The sequence below is a fragment of the Kineococcus aridisoli genome (genome assembly GCF_050871885.1).
Classification (GTDB): Bacteria; Actinomycetota; Actinomycetes; order Actinomycetales; family Kineococcaceae; genus Kineococcus.
On sequence record NZ_JBJLSF010000110.1, the window covers coordinates 1 to 14,631 of the forward strand.

Genomic DNA, 14,631 nt, shown 5'->3' on the forward strand with positions numbered 1-14,631 from the left:
GGACCCGGCTGCGACCGGGTCCGGGCCGGCTCGGGGCGGGCTCCCGCCAGCGCGGCGGGGCGCGGTGTCGCAGGGGAGAACTACCCTTGCCGACGTGACAGCCCCCGCCGCGACGGCCGCGCAGCAGACCGCCCCGACCACCGCCGCGAAGGCGCCGGCCAAGGCGCCGGCGAGGACGTCGGCCAAGACGTCGGCGAAGACGTCGGCGAAGGGGTCCGGCGCGGCCCCGGCCCGGCCCCGGCTGCTGCTGGTGGACGGGCACTCCCTGGCCTACCGGGCGTTCTACGCCCTGCCGGTGGAGAACTTCGCCACGAGCACGGGGCAGCCCACCAACGCCGTCTACGGCTTCACCTCCATGCTCATCAACGTCCTGCGCGACGAGGAGCCCACCCACCTGGCCGTCGCCTTCGACATCTCCCGCAGCACCTTCCGCACCGAGGCGTACTCCGACTACAAGGCCAACCGCCTCAAGAGCCCGGACGAGTTCCGCGGCCAGGTCGAGCTCGTCAAGGAGGTCCTGGCCGCTCTGCGCGTGCGGGTGGTGGAGAAGGAGGGGTACGAGGCCGACGACGTCATCGCCACCCTCACCGAGGAGGCCGTCGCCGCCGGCTACGAGGTGCTCGTCTCCACCGGCGACCGCGACGCCCTGCAGCTGGTCCGCCCCGAGGTCACCGTCCTGTACCCGCGCAAGGGCGTCTCCGACCTGGTCCGGATGACCCCCGAGGTCGTCGAGGAGAAGTACGGCGTGCCCCCGGAGCGCTACCCCGACCTCGCGGCCCTCGTCGGCGAGACCTCCGACAACCTGCCCGGGGTGCCGGGCGTGGGCCCCAAGACCGCCGCGAAGTGGATCGGCCTGTACGACGGCCTGGACGGCGTCATCGCCAACGCCGACCTCATCAAGGGCAAGGCGGGCGAGAGCCTGCGCGCCCACCTCGACGGCGTGATCCGCAACCGCCGGCTCAACGCCCTCGTGCGCGACCTGTCGCTGGACGCCTCGGTGCCCGAGCTGGTGCGCCGCGCCTGGGACCGCGAGCAGGTCCACACGGTCTTCGACGGCCTGGAGTTCCGGGTCCTGCGCGACCGCCTGTTCGCCACCCTCGAGTCCGCTGAGCCGGAGGCCGAGGCCGGCTTCGGCGTCGACGGCGCCGTCCTGCTCGCCGGGGAGGTGGGCCCCTGGCTGGCCGAGCACGCCCGGGAGCGCACCGGGCTGCACGTCGCGGGGGAGTGGAGCCGCGGCACCGGCGACGTCACCGGCCTGGCCCTGGCCGGCGCCGACGGCGTCGCCGCGTGGATCGACCCGGCCACGCTGGAGAGCGCCGACGAGCAGGCGCTGGCCGCCTGGCTGGCCGACCCCCGGCGGCCGAAGGTCGCCCACGACGTCAAGGGGCCCAGCCACGCGCTGCGCGCCCGCGGCTGGCAGCTGGCCGGCGTCGACTTCGACACCGCGCTCGCCGCCTACCTGTGCCGGCCGGACCAGCGCAGCTACGACCTGGCCGACCTCGCCGTGCGCCACCTCAAGCGGGAGCTGCGCGCCGAGGGCTCGGTGCCCGAGGCCGTCGACGCGGCCGGCGACGAGCAGCTCGTCCTCGACGGCGGCGACGGCCCGGTGGGCGGCAGCGACCAGGCCCGCGCCGAGGAGGGCATGGTCCGCGCGCTGGCGATCTCGGAGCTGGCCGGCGTGCTGGCGGGGGAGCTGGCCGAGCGCGGCGGCACCCGCCTGCTGGAGGAGGTGGAGCTGCCGCTGGTGCAGGTGCTCGCCCGCCAGGAGGAGGTCGGCATCGCCGTGGACACCGACCTGCTCGACGAGCTCGAGCGCCACTTCGCCGAGCGGGTCGAGCAGGCCCAGCGGCTGGCGTACGAGGTCATCGGCACCGAGATCAACCTCGGCTCGCCCAAGCAGCTGCAGACCGTCCTGTTCGAGCAGCTCGGGATGCCGAAGACGAAGCGGACCAAGACGGGGTACACCACCGACGCCGACGCGCTCGCGGCGCTCTTCGTCAAGACCGAGCACCCGTTCCTGGCGCACCTGCTGGAGCACCGCGACGCCTCGCGGCTGCGCCAGACCGTCGAGGGGCTGCAGAAGTCCGTGGCCGACGACGGCCGGATCCACACCACCTTCCAGCAGATGATCGCCGCCACCGGCCGGCTGTCGTCCACCGACCCCAACCTGCAGAACATCCCGATCCGCACCGAGGAGGGCCGTCGCATCCGCGAGGCCTTCGTCGTCGGGACGCCCGCGGCGGGCTCGGAGGGCTTCGAGTGCCTGCTGACGGCCGACTACTCGCAGATCGAGATGCGGATCATGGCGCACCTGTCCGCCGACGAGGGCCTCATCAGCGCCTTCACCTCCGGCGAGGACCTGCACCGCTTCGTGGGCAGCCGGGTCTTCGGCGTCCCGCCGGCGGAGGTGACCGCGGAGATGCGGGCCAAGATCAAGGCGATGTCCTACGGCCTGGCCTACGGGCTGTCGGCCTTCGGGCTGTCCAACCAGCTGAAGATCTCCACCGAGGAGGCCAAGGGCCTCATGGAGGACTACTTCGAGCGCTTCGGCGGGGTGCGCGACTACCTGCACGGCGTCGTCGAGGAGGCCCGCAAGGTGGGCTGGACGGAGACGATCATGGGGCGCCGCCGCTACCTGCCGGACCTGACCAGCGACAACCGCCAGCGGCGGGAGATGGCCGAGCGCATGGCCCTCAACGCGCCCATCCAGGGGTCGGCCGCCGACATCATCAAGGTGGCGATGCTCGACCTGGACGCGGGGCTGCGCACCGCGGGGCTGCGCTCGCGGCTGCTGCTGCAGGTCCACGACGAGCTGGTGCTGGAGGTCGCCGAGGGCGAGCGCGAGCAGCTGGAGGACCTCGTGCGCCGGACCATGGCGGGCGCGGCGGACCTGGCGGTGCCCCTGGAGGTCTCGGTCGGGGTGGGCCGCTCCTGGCACGAGGCAGGCCACTGACCCCGGGCCGCCGGGACCGGGGCCGGGGCGAGCCCCGACCCCGGACGGGTCGGCCGGGGCTCAGGCGGGCAGGTCGGCCACGAGGACGAGGGTCCCGGGCAGCAGCTCCCCGCGCAGCCGGCTCCAGCCGCCCCAGACGGCGTCGCCGGCCAGCCACGGCGGCTCGACGAGGTCGGCGACGACGAAGCCGGCCGCGCGCAGCAGCCGCACCCAGTCGCCGACGGTGCGGTGGTGCTCGGCGTAGGTGACGCGGCCGTGCTCGTCGGCCTCCACGTAGGGGCGGCGGTCGAAGTAGGAGTGCGTCGCCGTCAGCCCCTCCGGGCCGGGCACGTCGGGCAGCGCCCAGCGCACCGGGTGCGGCACGCTCGCCGCGAACCGCCCGCCGGGGCGCAGCACGCGGGCGGCCTCGGCCAGCACGGCGTCGGCGTCGGCGACGAAGGGCAGGGCGCCGTAGGAGGTGAAGACGACGTCGAAGCTGTCCGCCGCGAAGGGCAGCACCCGCGCGTCGCACTGGAGCAGCGGCACCGCCCCGGCCGACCCGGCCGACCCGGCTGCCCCGTCCACGCCGTCCGCCGCGGCGCCGCCCTGCACGGCGCGGCCCTCGCGCAGCATCCCCAGCGACAGGTCGGTGGCGACCACGCGCGCCCCGCGGGCGGCGACCCAGCGCGCGCACTGGGCGGCTCCGGCGCCGATCTCCAGCACCGTGCGCCCCTCCAGCTCGCCCAGCAGGCCGGCGTCGGCCTCGCGCAGGCCCTCGGGGCCCCAGACGAGGTCGGAGCCGGGCCGGCCGTCGCCGAGGAAGGCGCCGTGCTCGGCGCGGTAGGTGCTCGCCTCGGCGTCCCACCACGCGCGCTGGGCGGCGACCGTCTCGGCCGCCGAGACCGGGCGGCGGCCGACGCTGGGCTGCTCGGGGAGGTCCACGCCCCGATCGTCCCCGATCACCCTCCGGTGCGGTGGACGGGGGGCTTTGCCCCCCGCTGCCGGCACGAGTAGGCTGGAGTGGCGCGCGCCCGCCGACCGTCCCTCCATCCGGAACGATCCCGGCGCCGTGACGGCCGGGAGCCCCCGGGCGTGACCCTACGAGTGTCCCTGACGGAGTCCCTACCTCCATGACGACCACGACGACCGCTCCGGCGGGCACCACCCCTCAGATCGCGATCAACGACATCGGATCGGCTGAGGAGTTCCTGGCCGCGGTCGATGCGACCATCAAGTACTTCAACGACGGTGACATCGTCTCCGGCACCATCGTGAAGGTCGACCGTGACGAGGTCCTCCTCGACATCGGTTACAAGACCGAGGGCGTCATCCCCTCGCGCGAGCTCTCGATCAAGCACGACGTCGACCCCAGCGAGGTCGTGGGCGTCGGCGACGAGGTCGAGGCCCTGGTCCTCCAGAAGGAGGACAAGGAAGGCCGCCTGATCCTGTCCAAGAAGCGCGCCCAGTACGAGCGCGCCTGGGGCACGATCGAGGCGAAGAAGGAGGCCGACGAGGTCGTCGAGGGCACCGTCATCGAGGTCGTCAAGGGTGGTCTCATCCTGGACATCGGCCTCCGCGGCTTCCTCCCCGCCTCGCTGGTGGAGATGCGCCGCGTGCGCGACCTGCAGCCCTACGTGGGCCAGACGATCGAAGCCAAGATCATCGAGCTGGACAAGAACCGCAACAACGTGGTCCTGTCCCGCCGCGCCTGGCTCGAGCAGACCCAGTCCGCGGTGCGCCAGAACTTCCTCACGACCCTGCAGAAGGGTCAGGTCCGCTCCGGCGTGGTCTCCTCCATCGTCAACTTCGGCGCCTTCGTCGACCTCGGCGGCGTCGACGGCCTCGTCCACGTCTCCGAGCTGTCCTGGAAGCACATCGACCACCCCTCCGAGGTCGTCGAGGTGGGCCAGGAGGTCACGGTCGAGGTCCTCGACGTCGACATGGACCGCGAGCGCGTCTCGCTGTCGCTGAAGGCGACGCAGGAAGACCCGTGGCAGCAGTTCGCCCGCACCCACGCCATCGGGCAGGTCGTGCCGGGCAAGGTCACCAAGCTCGTCCCGTTCGGTGCGTTCGTGCGCGTCGACGACGGCATCGAGGGCCTGGTCCACATCTCCGAGCTGGCCGAGCGCCACGTCGAGGTGCCGGAGCAGGTCGTCCAGGTCAACAGCGACATCTTCGTCAAGGTCATCGACATCGACCTCGAGCGTCGCCGGATCTCGCTGTCGCTGAAGCAGGCCACCGAGTCCCTCGCCGCCGCCGGCGAGGAGTTCGACCCGTCGCTGTACGGCATGGCCGCGGACTACGACGAGCAGGGCAACTACAAGTACCCCGAGGGCTTCGACCCCGAGACCAACGACTGGCTCGAGGGCTACGAGGCCCAGCGCGAGGAGTGGGAGACGCAGTACGCGCTGGCCCACGAGCGCTGGGAGGCCCACAAGCGCCAGGTCGCCGAGCAGGCCGAGGCCGAGGCGCGCGCCGAGGCCGAGGGCGTCACCGCCCCGGCGAGCTCCAGCAGCTCCAGCAGCAGCTCGAGCAGCAGCTCGGCGCCGTCGTCCTACACCTCGGAGGCCCCTGAGGCCGCGGGCACGCTCGCGTCCGACGAGGCCCTCGCCGCCCTGCGCGAGAAGCTCACCGGCGGTCAGTGAGCCGGACGGCTGACGTCGCGGCACCGAGGGTGCAGCACTGAGGCCGCAGCGCTGACGCGAAGGCCCCGACCGGGTTCCGGTCGGGGCCTTCGTGCGTGCGCGCGGCGGCGGGTGCGGCGCTGCGGTGGCGGTGGTGCGTCAGCCGGCCGTGGCGCCGGCGGTGCCCTGGGCGCCGCTGCCCGCCGCGGTCCCGGGGGGCGGGGCCGTGCTCGAGCGCACCACCAGCGAGGGCGTGACCTCGCCCGGCTCGACGACGTGGTCGTGCAGGCGGCCGAGCAGGACCCGCACGCAGCGGCGGCCGATCTCGGTGAAGTCCTGGCGGACCGTGGTCAGCGGCGGCGACAGGTACGCCGCCTCCGGCACGTCGTCGAAGCCGACGACGCTGACGTCGCCGGGCACCGACAGACCGGCCTCGGCCAGCGCCCGCAGCACCCCGATGGCCATGTGGTCGTTGCCGACGAAGACGGCGCTCGCCCCCAGGTCCACCAGCCGGCGGCCGGCCGCGTAGCCGGAGGCCGCCGACCAGTCCCCGCGCAGCGGCGCGGGCACGGTGCGCAGCCGCTCGACCAGCGCGGTCCGCCAGCCCGTGGAGCGGGCGCGGGACTCCGCCCAGTCGGAGGGACCGGCGACGTGGTGCACGGTCCGGTGGCCCAGGTCCAGCAGGTGGTGGGTGGCCTCGCAGGCGGCGGCGACCTCGGCCCAGTAGGCGTCGGGCACCCCCGCCCCGTCCAGCCCCGGTGCCAGCACGCAGGGGAAGGCGGCCTCGGCGGCACGCACGGCCTCCTGGGAGGCGTCCTCGGGGACGACGGCGATGGCGCCGTCGACGTACTGCGCGCGCAGCTCCTCCAGCGCACCCTGGACGCTGGCGGGGGACAGGTCCGGCAGCATCACCAGGGAGACGGAGTACCCCTCGGCGCGCGCCGCCTCCTGCACGCCGGCGAGCGTGGTGGCGGCGCCGTAGAGCGAGCTGTTCGCGGCGACGACGCCGATGCGGTGCGAGCGGCGGGTCACCAGGGTGCGGGCGGCCACGTTGGGGCGGTAGCCCAGCTCGGCGATGGCCTGCTCGACCCGCTCGCGGGTGCGGCGGGCCACCGAGCCGCTGCCGCGCACGACGCGGGAGACCGTCTGCTGCGAGACGCCGGCCAGCTGGGCCACGTCGGCGAGCACGGGCATCCGCGCCTCGGGGACCTCGGAGGCGCCCGCGGACCCGCGCGGGTGCACCACCCGGGGTTCCTCGGAGGAGGACATGCCACTTCCTGACTGTCAGGGGTACCCGGCAGTTCGTCGGTGAGACGCCGGGGTGGGTGGGGGCGAGGGAGGGTCGGTCTGCGTCGACCTCGCGGGGTCAGGGTAACCCAGCGCGACAGGTGCCGGGACGGAGTGCACCCGGCCCGACCAGTGCGGGCGACGCGCGGGGCGCCGTCCGGGTGAACAGCTTGACGACGACGTTTGGCAACGTTAACAATGGCGGCACCAGATCACCCGCTGCCGGGCGCTGGGACGAGGAAGCTCGTGCCCCGCAGTACATCCCCCTTCGCGCCACCACGGCGCACGTCTACCTGCCGCGCGCTGACGCGCGCGGCCTCACGAGGTACAGAGGAGTTCCGCCGTGATGAATCGCCGCAGTGCCCTGGCCGCCTTCGGTGCCGGCCTCGCCCTGACCCTCGCCGCCTGCGGCGGTGGCGGCGCGGGTTCCGGCAGTGGCGACAGCAGCGGGTCGTCGGGCGATGCGTCCGACATCACCGTCGGCGTCGCCATGCCCACGCAGACCTCCGAGCGCTGGATCGCGGACGGCAACAACGTCAAGGCGGGTCTGGAGAAGGCCGGCTACAAGGTCGACCTCCAGTACGCCAACGACGACATCCCGACGCAGTCGCAGCAGATCGACCAGATGATCACCAAGGGTGACAAGCTGCTCATCGTCGCCGCCATCGACGGCACCGCGCTGAGCAGCCAGCTGTCCTCGGCCGCGGCCGCGGGCATCAAGGTCATCTCCTACGACCGCCTCATCCGCGGCAGCGCCGACGTGGACTTCTACGTCTCGTTCGACAACTACAAGGTCGGCCAGCAGCAGGGCACCTCGCTGCTGACCGGTCTGGGCCTGCTCAACCCCGACGGCTCCAAGGGCACCGCCACCGGCCCCTTCAACGTCGAGCTCTTCGCCGGTTCGCTGGACGACAACAACGCCCAGTTCTTCTGGGACGGCGCGATCGACGCCATCCAGCCGTTCATCGACTCCGGCCAGGTCGTCGTGAAGTCGGGCCAGACGAAGATCGACCAGGCCGCCACGCTGCGCTGGCAGCAGGAGGTCGCCCAGAAGCGCATGGAGGACCTGCTGACCTCCGCCTACAACGACGGCAGCAAGGTCGACGGCGTGCTCTCGCCCTACGACGGCATCTCCCGCGGCATCATCACCGCCCTGCAGAACGCCGGCTACGGCACGGGCGCCCAGAAGATCCCGGTCATCACCGGCCAGGACGCCGAGATCGCCTCCGTCAAGCTCATCAACGACGGCGTGCAGTACTCGACGATCTTCAAGGACACCCGCAAGCTCGCCGAGCAGGTCGTCACGGCCTCGACCGCGATCCTGGAGGGCAAGGAGCCCGAGGCGAACGACACCGAGACGTACGACAACGGCGTCAAGGTCGTCCCCTCGTACCTGCTCGAGTCCGAGCCGGTCACCAAGGAGAACGTCACCTCCGCCCTCGTCGACACCGGGTACTACACCCAGGCCGAGGTCGACGCCGGCAAGGCCAGCTGATCCCCCGCAGCGTCCCCGCCCCCTCCCGGGGGCGGGGGCGCTGCACTGTTCCCACCATCCAGAGGCCGGCCAGCACGGCCGCACAGCCATGAGGGACGACGGTTCACCGATGACCGACAACACCCAATCCACCACGCACCCCAACATCTTGGAGATGCGTTCCATCACCAAGACCTTCCCCGGGGTCAAGGCGCTCTCCGACGTCTCGCTGTCGGTCAAGCGCGGTGAGGTGCACGCGATCTGCGGCGAGAACGGTGCCGGGAAGTCGACCCTCATGAAGGTCCTGTCGGGGGTGTACCCGCACGGTTCCTACGAGGGCGAGATCTGGTTCGACGGTCAGCTCTCGACGTTCAGCGGCATCACCGACAGCGAGAAGGCCGGCATCGCCATCATCCACCAGGAGCTCGCCCTGGTGCCGTTCCTGTCGATCGCCGAGAACCTCTTCCTCGGCAACGAGGTCAAGGGCCGGGGCGGCCTCATCGACTGGAACAAGACGAACGGCGAGGCCTCCAAGCTGCTCGCCCGCGTCGGCCTCGACGAGAACCCGACCACTCCGATCGGCCAGCTGGGCGTCGGCAAGCAGCAGCTCGTCGAGATCGCCAAGGCGCTGAGCAAGGACGTCAAGCTCCTCATCCTCGACGAGCCGACGGCCGCCCTCAACGACAACGACTCCGAGCACCTGCTGGGGCTGCTGCGCGTCCTGCAGTCCGAGGGCATGACGAGCATCATGATCTCGCACAAGCTCAACGAGATCGAGGCGATCTCCGACTCCGTCACGATCATCCGCGACGGCCAGACGATCGAGACCCTCGACATGCGCGCCGACGCGGTCACCGAGGACCGCATCATCCGCGGGATGGTCGGCCGCGACCTGGACAGCCGCTACCCCGAGCGCGAGTCGCACCCCGGCGAGGAGGTGCTGCGCATCGAGGACTGGACCGTCGGTCACCCGGTCCAGGACCGCCGCGTCGTCGACGGCGCCACGCTGAGCGTGCGCGCCGGCGAGGTCGTCGGCATCGCGGGCCTCATGGGCGCGGGGCGCACCGAGCTGGCGATGAGCGTGTTCGGCCGGTCCTACGGCCGCTACCTGGGCGGTCAGCTGTACAAGCGCGGAGTGCCGATCCAGACCCGCAGCGTCCGCGAGGCCATCAAGCACGGCCTGGCGTACGCGACGGAGGACCGCAAGAAGTTCGGCCTGAACCTCATCGACGACATCAAGCGCAACGTCTCCGCCGCGGCGCTGGACAAGCTGTCGACCGCCGGCTTCGTGAACTCCCACGAGGAGATCAAGGTCGCCGAGGACAGCAAGCGCAGCATGAACATCAAGGCACCGACCGTCGCGGCGCTCACCGGGAAGCTCTCCGGCGGGAACCAGCAGAAGGTCGTGCTGAGCAAGTGGATCTACTCCGACCCCGACGTCCTCATCCTGGACGAGCCCACCCGGGGCATCGACGTCGGCGCGAAGTACGAGATCTACACCATCATCAACCGCCTGGTGGCGGCCGGGAAGGCCGTCATCGTGATCTCCTCCGAGCTGCCCGAGCTGCTGGGCATCTCGGACCGGATCTACACCCTGTCGGCCGGCCGGATCACCGGTGAGGTCGCGGCGGCGGACGCCAGCCAGGAGAGCCTGATGAGCCTCATGACGAAGGACAAGAAGCTCGCCACCGCGGGCGCCCAGGCCGGCGCAGGGACCCCTCCCGTCAACAGCACCATCGACCAGACCCAGGAGCACACCGCATGAGCGGCAGCACCGCCACCGCGCCGAAGCAGGCGCCGGCTGCCCGGACCGGCAGCGCAAACCCCCTCAAGGCGATGTCGCAGAACCTGCGCGAGAGCGGCATCTACGTCGCCTTCGTCGTCGTGGTGCTGCTGTTCGCGGTGCTCACCGACGGGCTCTCGCTGAGCCCGGGCAACATCACCAACATCGTCCTGCAGTACTCCTACGTGCTGGTGCTGGCCATCGGCATGCTCATCGTCATCGTCGCCGGCCACATCGACCTGTCGGTCGGCTCGGTCGTCGCGCTGACGGGTGCGATCTCGGCGCAACTGGTCATCGGCAGCAGCCAGCCCTGGTACGTGGGTGTCCTGGCGGCCCTCGGCGTCGGTCTGGTCATCGGCGCCTGGCAGGGGTTCTGGGTCGCCTTCGTCGGCATCCCGGCGTTCATCGTCACCCTGGCGGGCATGCTGCTCTTCCGCGGCCTGACCTTCTACGTGCTCGACAACGTCTCGCTCTCGCCGTTCCCGGCGCAGTACACGAAGGTCGCCACCGGCTTCGTGCCGCCGATCTTCGGCGGCTACGGCTACGACGCCTTCACCCTGTTCATCGCGGCGTTCGCCGTCCTGGCCTTCGCCGCCAGCCAGGTCCGCACCCGCATCGCCAAGGTCCGCTACCAGCAGGTCGTCGAGGCGCTGCCGCTGTTCGTCCTCAAGCTGGTGCTGGTGGCGCTGGTCGTCATGGCCTTCGCCTGGCAGCTGGCGCACAGCCGCGGCCTGCCGATCGTCCTGATCATCCTGGCCGTGCTCATCCTCACCTACTCGGTGGTCATGCGGTCCTCGGTGTTCGGCCGCCAGGTCTACGCCATCGGCGGCAACCTCTCCGCGGCGATGCTCTCCGGCGTCAACGTCCGCTGGGTGAACTTCTGGATCTTCGTCAACATGGGCTTCCTGGCCGCCGTCGCGGGTGTGATCTTCTCCTCGCGCTCCAACGGCGCCCAGCCCAGCGCGGGCAACAGCTTCGAGCTCGACGCCATCGCCGCGGCCTTCATCGGCGGCGCGGCCGTCACCGGCGGTGTCGGCAAGGTCCAGGGCGCCATGATCGGCGGCCTCCTCGTCGGCGTCATCTCCAACGGCATGCAGCTGCTGGGTGTCGACCAGTCCCTGCAGCAGGTCATCAAGGGCCTCGTGCTGCTGCTGGCCGTCGCCTTCGACGTCTTCAACAAGCGTCGCGGCGGGGTGCGCTGACCCTTCGGCACCGCTGCACCAGAGGGCCCGTCCGGACGTCGTCCGGGCGGGCCCTCTAGCGTGTCCGGCGTGCTGCGCGTGGGACTGACCGGAGGCATCGGGGCGGGCAAGTCGACGGTGGCGCGCCGGCTCGTCGAGCTCGGCGCCGTGCTCGTGGACGCCGACGCGCTGGCCCGCGAGGTCGTCGCCCCCGGCACCCCCGGCCTGGCGGCGGTGCTGGAGCGCTTCGGCCCCGGCGTGCTGACCGCCGGCGGGGAGCTGGACCGGCCCGCGCTGGGCCGGCTGGTCTTCGGCGACGAGGGGGCCCGCGCCGCGCTCAACGCGATCGTGCACCCGCTCGTCGCCGCCCGCCGCGCCGAGCTGGCCGCCGCCGCCCCCGCCGACGCGGTCGTCGTGGAGGACGTCCCGCTGCTGGTGGAGACCGGCGCGGCGCCGGGCTACCCGCTCGTCGTGGTGGTCGAGGCCCCCGAGCAGGAGCGGGTGCGCCGGCTGGTCGAGGAGCGGGGGATGCGCGAGGAGGACGCCCGCGCCCGGCTGGCCGCCCAGGCCGGTGACGAGCAGCGCCGCGCGGCCGCCGACGTGCTGCTGGCCAACCCGCGCCGCCCGCAGGGCGCCCCCGACCCGCTGCCCGCGCTCGTGGCCCGCCTCTGGCACGAGCGCCTGCTGCCCTTCGAGGCGAACCTGCGCGCCCGGCGCCCGGCGCCCCGCCCGGCCGGAGCGCCGGCCGCCGGGTCCGCGGGGGAGCGGAGCGCGGCGGAGCGGAGCGCGGCGGAGCGGAGCGCGGCCGTGGCCCGGCTGCGCGCCCGGGTGGCCCGGGCGGCGGGGGAGCGGGCGCTGTCGGTGGAGCCCGACGGGCCCGCCGGGGAGGTCCTCCGGGTGCGGGTCGTCGTCGCCGACGAGGCGAGCGCCGGGTCCGTCGCCGAGGACCTGCTGGCCGCCGGGCTGGTGCGGCTGCCGGGGCGGGCGGGGGAGCGCTCGGCCCTGGCCGTCAACGCCGACCCCGGGCAGGCGGTCGACTGCCGCGTGCAGCCCGCCGGCGCCCGGGGCTGAGCCGCCGGGCGGTCGTTCGCCCGCAGCGTGCGCGGGCGGCCGGTGTCGGAGGGCCGACCTAGGCTGGGTGCATGCGGCCCACGACAGACATCCAGCGCCGGCTGGCGCCCTTCGAGGTGGTCTCCGAGTTCTCCCCGTCCGGCGACCAGCCGACGGCCATCGCCGAGCTCGCGCGCCGCATCCGGGCGGGCGAGCAGGACGTCGTGCTGCTGGGGGCCACGGGCACGGGCAAGTCGGCGACGACGGCCTGGCTCATCGAGCAGGTGCAGCGCCCGACGCTGGTCATGGCGCCCAACAAGACGCTGGCGGCCCAGCTGGCCAACGAGTTCCGCGAGCTGCTGCCGCACAACGCCGTCGAGTACTTCGTCTCGTACTACGACTACTACCAGCCCGAGGCCTACGTCCCGCAGTCGGACACCTACATCGAGAAGGACTCCTCGATCAACGACGAGGTCGAGCGACTGCGGCACTCGGCCACCAACTCGCTGCTGACGCGCCGCGACGTCATCGTCGTCGCCTCCGTGTCCTGCATCTACGGCCTCGGCACGCCGCAGGAGTACGTCGACCGGATGGTCACCCTCAAGGTCGGCGACACCATGGACCGCGACGACCTGCTGCGCCGGTTCGTGGCCGAGCAGTACACCCGCAACGACCTCGCCTTCACCCGCGGCACCTTCCGCGTGCGCGGCGACACCGTGGAGATCATCCCGGTGTACGAGGAGCACGCGATCCGCATCGAGTTCTTCGGCGACGAGATCGACAAGCTCTACACGCTCAACCCGCTGACGGGGGAGGTGCTGGCGGAGGAGGAGCTCGTCTACGTCTTCCCCGCCTCGCACTACGTCGCGGGCCCCGAGCGGCTGGAGCGGGCCATCACCAGCATCGAGGCCGAGCTGGCCGAGCGGCTGGCGGAGCTGGAGCAGCAGGGCAAGCTGCTGGAGGCCCAGCGGCTGCGGATGCGCACGACCTACGACATCGAGATGCTGCGCCAGGTCGGCACCTGCTCGGGGGTGGAGAACTACTCCCGGCACTTCGACGGCCGCGAGCCCGGCTCGGCGTCCAACACGCTGCTGGACTACTTCCCCGAGGACTTCCTGCTCGTCATCGACGAGTCGCACGTGACCGTCCCGCAGATCGGCGCCATGTACGAGGGCGACGCCTCCCGCAAGCGCACCCTCGTCGACTTCGGCTTCCGGCTGCCGAGCGCCATGGACAACCGCCCGCTGCGCTGGGAGGAGTTCCTCGAGCGGGTCGGACAGACGGTCTACCTGTCGGCGACCCCGGGCTCCTACGAGCTCTCCCGCGGCAAGGGCGTGGTCGAGCAGATCATCCGCCCCACCGGGCTGGTGGACCCCGAGGTCGTCGTCAAGCCGACCAAGGGCCAGATCGACGACCTGCTGCACGAGATCCGGCTGCGCACCGAGCGCGACGAGCGCGTCCTGGTGACGACGCTCACCAAGAAGATGGCCGAGGACCTCACGGACTACTTCCTCGACCAGGGGGTGCGGGTGCGCTACCTGCACTCCGACATCGACACCCTGCGCCGCGTGGAGCTGCTGCGCGAGCTGCGCCAGGGCGAGTACGACGTCCTCGTCGGCATCAACCTGCTGCGCGAGGGCCTGGACCTGCCCGAGGTGTCGCTGGTGGCGATCCTCGACGCGGACAAGGAGGGCTTCCTGCGCTCGTCGACCTCGCTCATCCAGACGATCGGCCGCGCGGCCCGCAACGTGTCGGGCCAGGTGCACATGTACGCCGACACGATCACGCCCTCGATGGCGCAGGCCATCGAGGAGACCAACCGCCGGCGCGAGAAGCAGGTCGCCTACAACACCGAGCGCGGTGTGGACCCGATGCCGCTGCGCAAGCGCATCGCCGACATCACCGACCTCATCGCCCGCGAGGACGCCGACACCGCGGAGCTGCTGTCCGCCGCGGGCGGCAGCGGCCGCTCGCAGTCGCGGGGCAAGGCCCCCACGCCCGCCAAGGGCGCCAAGGGCAGGAACGTGGGCCGCGAGGTGGGGCCCGAGCCGCGCGGCGGCATGCCGCAGGCCGACCTCGCCCAGCTCATCCAGGAGCTCACCGACCAGATGCACTCCGCGGCCGCCGAGCTGCAGTTCGAGCTCGCGGCGCGCCTGCGCGACGAGCTCGGCGACCTCAAGAAGGAGCTGCGGGGCATGCGGGCGGCGCAGGGGGCCTGACCGGGGCCCCCCGGGCGCCCGGGGCACCGGGCACCCGGGACCCGGGCGGTGGGTGCGGCGGGTCCGCCGGAGCTGACCTCC

9 protein-coding genes are annotated in these 14,631 nt (G+C 72.4%); 7 read left to right on the forward strand and 2 right to left on the reverse strand.

All coding sequences use genetic code 11. The features are described 5' to 3' along the window. Window positions 1-250 precede the first annotated feature (250 nt). The gene (polA, locus tag ACRYM2_RS20885; protein ID WP_432524385.1) at window positions 251-2,953 is read left to right on the forward strand and encodes a DNA polymerase I; all 2,703 of its coding nucleotides are present in this window, start codon (window positions 251-253) and stop codon (window positions 2,951-2,953) included. 60 nt (window positions 2,954-3,013) lie between these two features. Here the strand turns inward: polA and ACRYM2_RS20890 are convergent, their stop codons facing one another. Beyond that, the gene (locus tag ACRYM2_RS20890) at window positions 3,014-3,874 is read right to left on the reverse strand and encodes a class I SAM-dependent methyltransferase (protein ID WP_432524370.1); all 861 of its coding nucleotides are present in this window, start codon (window positions 3,872-3,874) and stop codon (window positions 3,014-3,016) included. Between the two features lie 188 nt (window positions 3,875-4,062). Between ACRYM2_RS20890 and rpsA the strand changes: the two genes are divergently transcribed. Continuing rightward, a complete protein-coding gene (gene rpsA / locus ACRYM2_RS20895; protein WP_432524372.1) occupies window positions 4,063-5,577 on the forward strand; it encodes a 30S ribosomal protein S1 in 1,515 nt (504 codons plus the stop codon). Between the two features lie 138 nt (window positions 5,578-5,715). On the opposite strand, the gene ACRYM2_RS20900 is transcribed toward rpsA, so the two are convergent. Then, window positions 5,716-6,825 (reverse strand): LacI family DNA-binding transcriptional regulator, encoded by a 1,110-nt coding sequence (locus ACRYM2_RS20900; protein WP_432524373.1) that lies wholly within the window; start codon window positions 6,823-6,825, stop codon window positions 5,716-5,718. Window positions 6,826-7,189: 364 nt separating this feature from the next. On the opposite strand from ACRYM2_RS20900, the gene chvE reads away from it, so the two are divergent. The 5 genes from chvE to uvrB all read left to right on the forward strand — a co-directional run bounded on the left by chvE (window position 7,190) and on the right by uvrB (window position 14,550). Next, the gene (chvE, locus tag ACRYM2_RS20905) at window positions 7,190-8,338 is read left to right on the forward strand and encodes a multiple monosaccharide ABC transporter substrate-binding protein (protein ID WP_432524386.1); all 1,149 of its coding nucleotides are present in this window, start codon (window positions 7,190-7,192) and stop codon (window positions 8,336-8,338) included. A gap of 109 nt (window positions 8,339-8,447) precedes the next feature. Further along, window positions 8,448-10,082, forward strand: coding sequence for a multiple monosaccharide ABC transporter ATP-binding protein (gene mmsA, locus ACRYM2_RS20910; protein WP_432524375.1), 1,635 nt, complete (start codon window positions 8,448-8,450; stop codon window positions 10,080-10,082). Further along, window positions 10,079-11,302 carry a multiple monosaccharide ABC transporter permease gene (gene mmsB, locus ACRYM2_RS20915; RefSeq protein ID WP_432524378.1) on the forward strand — a complete coding sequence of 408 codons (1,224 nt, stop codon included), beginning with the start codon at window positions 10,079-10,081 and terminating at the stop codon, window positions 11,300-11,302. The genes mmsA and mmsB overlap by 4 nt, the downstream gene beginning before the upstream one ends. Before the next feature lie 69 nt (window positions 11,303-11,371). After that, a complete protein-coding gene (gene coaE, locus ACRYM2_RS20920; protein WP_432524379.1) occupies window positions 11,372-12,352 on the forward strand; it encodes a dephospho-CoA kinase in 981 nt (326 codons plus the stop codon). 71 nt (window positions 12,353-12,423) lie between these two features. Then, complete coding sequence (gene uvrB, locus ACRYM2_RS20925; RefSeq protein ID WP_432524382.1) at window positions 12,424-14,550, forward strand: excinuclease ABC subunit UvrB; 2,127 nt, start codon at window positions 12,424-12,426, stop codon at window positions 14,548-14,550. The last annotated feature ends 81 nt before the right edge of the window (window positions 14,551-14,631 follow it).